The 3,284-nt window shown below is 67.1% G+C and carries 1 protein-coding gene and 1 pseudogene; both read right to left on the bottom strand.

Annotated features, from left to right (window positions below):
• Positions 1-1,119: pseudogene (locus tag KH616_RS23215) on the bottom strand (DUF3416 domain-containing protein); the annotation flags it as partial.
• 427 nt (positions 1,120-1,546) lie between these two features.
• On the bottom strand, positions 1,547-3,284 hold a 1,738-nt coding region (locus tag KH616_RS23210), incomplete at its 5' end, for an AsmA family protein (RefSeq protein ID WP_292252295.1).

The following is a 3,284-nucleotide window of genomic DNA, read 5'->3' as shown; positions in this document are numbered from 1 at the left end:
GTCGGCGCCATATTCCAGCGACGGCCCCGTGCCGCGCAGCAGTACGGTCGCGCCCGCATCGGGCGCGCTCAGCTGAACGATCTCGCCGCGTGTGTCCGCGACAGGCGTCGCGCGACGCCACGCGTTGGCGTCCGCGAGCGCGGCAGACAAGTCGAACGGCGCCGCCCGGCAGGCGGCGCGATAGCGGTCGGCATCCGTGTCGCGGGCCAGCAGCGGGAGCGTGACGCCGCGCTCGAAGCCCATCGGCACGAGCCAGCCGGTGCCCACCGCCGCTGCGGTCCACAATGCGCGGCGGTATGCACGCTCGATGCGCTCGGGCGGTGAGCCGCGCCAATCATCGGCAAGGCGCGGGCCATCGAACGTGTCGGGAAACGCGATGGGGGTGCCGACACGACACAGCAGCCGATGCTCGTCGACGAACCACGGCGCACGCAGATCCCACCAGCGCACCGACGAGAACACCGCATCGAAGCCCGCCTCCGTGAGCAGCGCCAGCGCATCGCGCGCATGGCCCGGGACGCCCGCGATCAACGCGATATTCGGCTGCACATGCCGAAGGGCTGCGCGCCAGTCGTGCCACCACGCAGCGGGCAGATGCTGCGGTGCGTCCATGACGAAACCGGCTGCGCCGGCTTCCGCGAGCGCGACGAGGCGCGCGCGCCACCACGCAGCCAGTCCGTCGCATGCCGCCGGCATGGCGAGGTTCGCGTGCGCGAGATCCTGTGCTTGCGCGGCTGAGCGCGGGTCGATCAACGCATCGTCCCGCCTGCGTTCGACATACCAGTCGGGATGCACATGGCGCAGCGGGCTGTCGCGCGCGATCCGGTCGGGCGCGACCTCGACCAGCATGCGCAGTCCATGCCCGCGTGCGGCCCGGGAGAGCAGGGCGAACGTTTCGCACGCATTCGCCTGCGTCGCGAATACGTCGGCTGCGCGGTCGGGATCCGACAGATGGCGTGGGAAGCCGGCGCGACTCGCGGCCCAGAATGCGCCGACGAGGACGTGATCGAAACCCATGTCGGCGACATGCTCGAAAAGCGGCGACCACGCGTCGAGCGGCCCGATCAGACGGGCGTCGCAAAAATAGATGTGCGGGGCAAAAGTCGGTGCTGGGTTCATGGAATGAGGGCGCCTGCATGGCGCGGCAATCGGCATGACACGTGAGTTGCGCAACGCGCGTGCCCGGTCCCTGCCGAGCCGGCGCAGTCCGCGTGGACGCGTGGCGCGACAAGCGGGTTGCATGGCGGGCGCAAAGTTGGCGGCAGACTGGGGCCGATGCGCACGCCGGTGCGTGCGCATTACAGCGACGTTGTAAAAAAGACGCGTGCACGGCGTGCGACGGGCATGTCTTTGCGGTATGGCGGCGGTTTCCGAAATGGACGCATCGGCGTATCCGGGACGTTCGGCGAAAAGGTCGCGTTCCCACGCATCCTCGGCTGTGCAGGAGGCGGTACGACCTGATGAAACCGGCTGTTCCATCGACCGTTATCTGGCTGGACAGACGGAATCGCCAACGGATCGGCCTGACCTGACGCTCATCGGCCGCTCAGTTGTCTTTGAACGTCGACGGTGGCGCTTTGGCATTGCCTGGATTCGAGGCCGGTCCCGCCGGCGCACCCGTCGCGCCGCTGGCCGTTTCCGCGGTGCGGCCGCCGCCTGGCACACCGACTACACCGGAAGCCGGCTTCATATACGCCGGCGGTTCTGCGGCTTTCTTGCGTACGCCCGGCGGCGGTGCGGTAGGCCGCTTTTCCATGTCGGCCAGCATCTGCTGGCACGGCAATGGCTGCTTGTTGCTCGGCTGAAGCAGCGCGATCAGCGATGCGAACGGATTGAGCAACGCCAGGCCGACCGCCACCCCGCCGCGTGCGAGTAGCGCGCCCGCCTGAACGCCGACATGCGGCTGCTTGAACGTCCCACGTACGTATAACGGCGAACGCAGCGAAACCACGCGGAATCCTTTGGTATGCGGGTGTATCTGCAGATTCATCGACTCGTTGCGCATATCGATGTCACCGTCCATGTTGATCACGGCATCGTCGGTGTCGAGCGCGAATACGCGCGACTCGAACACGCCATTGGTCGCAACCAGATCGGCCGCGGCGCAATTGATCTTCACGTCCCGCTTGCCGAAAAGCTTCTCGTACACCACATTCGCGACATTCAGACCCGCCGCCTCCGTAAGCACCCGGCTGACCGCGCCGTCGGTGATCAGCGTCTTCACCTCGCCGTTGGCACTCGCCGCCAGTGCCGCCGGCGAATTGCCCGTCGCCGACAGCGCGGCGTCGCCGTTAATCTCGCCCAAGCTCGTCTGCATGACCGCGAAGGTCGGAAAGAGCTGTTTGAGCCGCAGATGCCGCACCTGCATCGAAACGCGAGCCTTCAGGGGCGCGGCGTTGCCGTCCAGATGCATTGTCGAGGCCAGCGTGCCGCCGGCGACGTCAAATTTCAGTGGCTGCAACGTCAGCACGCCATCACGCAGGACAACGTGCGTGTCCAGTGCCGTGACAGGCAGGCTGGCGTTCTTGATGATGCGCCTGCCGGTGAACCTGACATCCGCATCGATCGCTTTCCATCGCTCCGTGCGAAATGCCTGGACCGGCAGCGCCTTGTCGGCTGGCTGATGCGCGGCCTCACCGCGGCGGGCCATGTTCGCGTTCGAATCCGCGCCGATGATCGGGGCGAGGTCGGCGAACTGAAGCAGATTCGACGCGACCTTTCCCGATAACACGGGTCTCGGCTTGCGTGCCTCGTAGGTCAGGGAACCGTTCAGGTCGCTGCCGCCGACGCGCCCGGTGAAATTCTCATACCTGAAGATGTTTCCCGTTTCACGAAACTGGCCGGCCAGCCGGCCTTCGGTCGCAAACGGGCGGGTTTCCGGCAACGTGACGCCGCTTATCTCATAGAGGTGCGCCATGCTGAGTCCCGCCAGCCACAGGCGCAGGTCGAGCGCCGCCAGGTGCGCCGGATCGGTCAGCGTGCCGACCAGTGCGATACGCGTGTCGCCGATGCGCACGCTCGCCTGCACCGGGAATGGCCGCTTTGCGTCCTGCAATGCGAGTACGCCGCCAACTTTCCCGCTGCCGTTGACCGGCATCTTCCGGAACGTTCCATTGACGGTCCAGCCAATCGCATAGGTGGCGGTCGGACGTTGAACAGACGGTGCGGCCGTACGGCTCGCACCGGACGTCGCGGCGGCGCCGGAGACGGCGGAAGCCGTCGGGGGCGCGGCCGCTGAAGATGAATGCGCCGGCGCGACCGACGATGTGCTGCCGGAAGCGGGA

Source organism: Burkholderia sp., assembly GCF_018375725.1.
Lineage (GTDB): Bacteria > Pseudomonadota > Gammaproteobacteria > Burkholderiales > Burkholderiaceae > Burkholderia.
The sequence above is the reverse complement of the archived record's forward strand: the minus strand, read 5'-3'. Positions and strand labels throughout refer to the sequence as shown.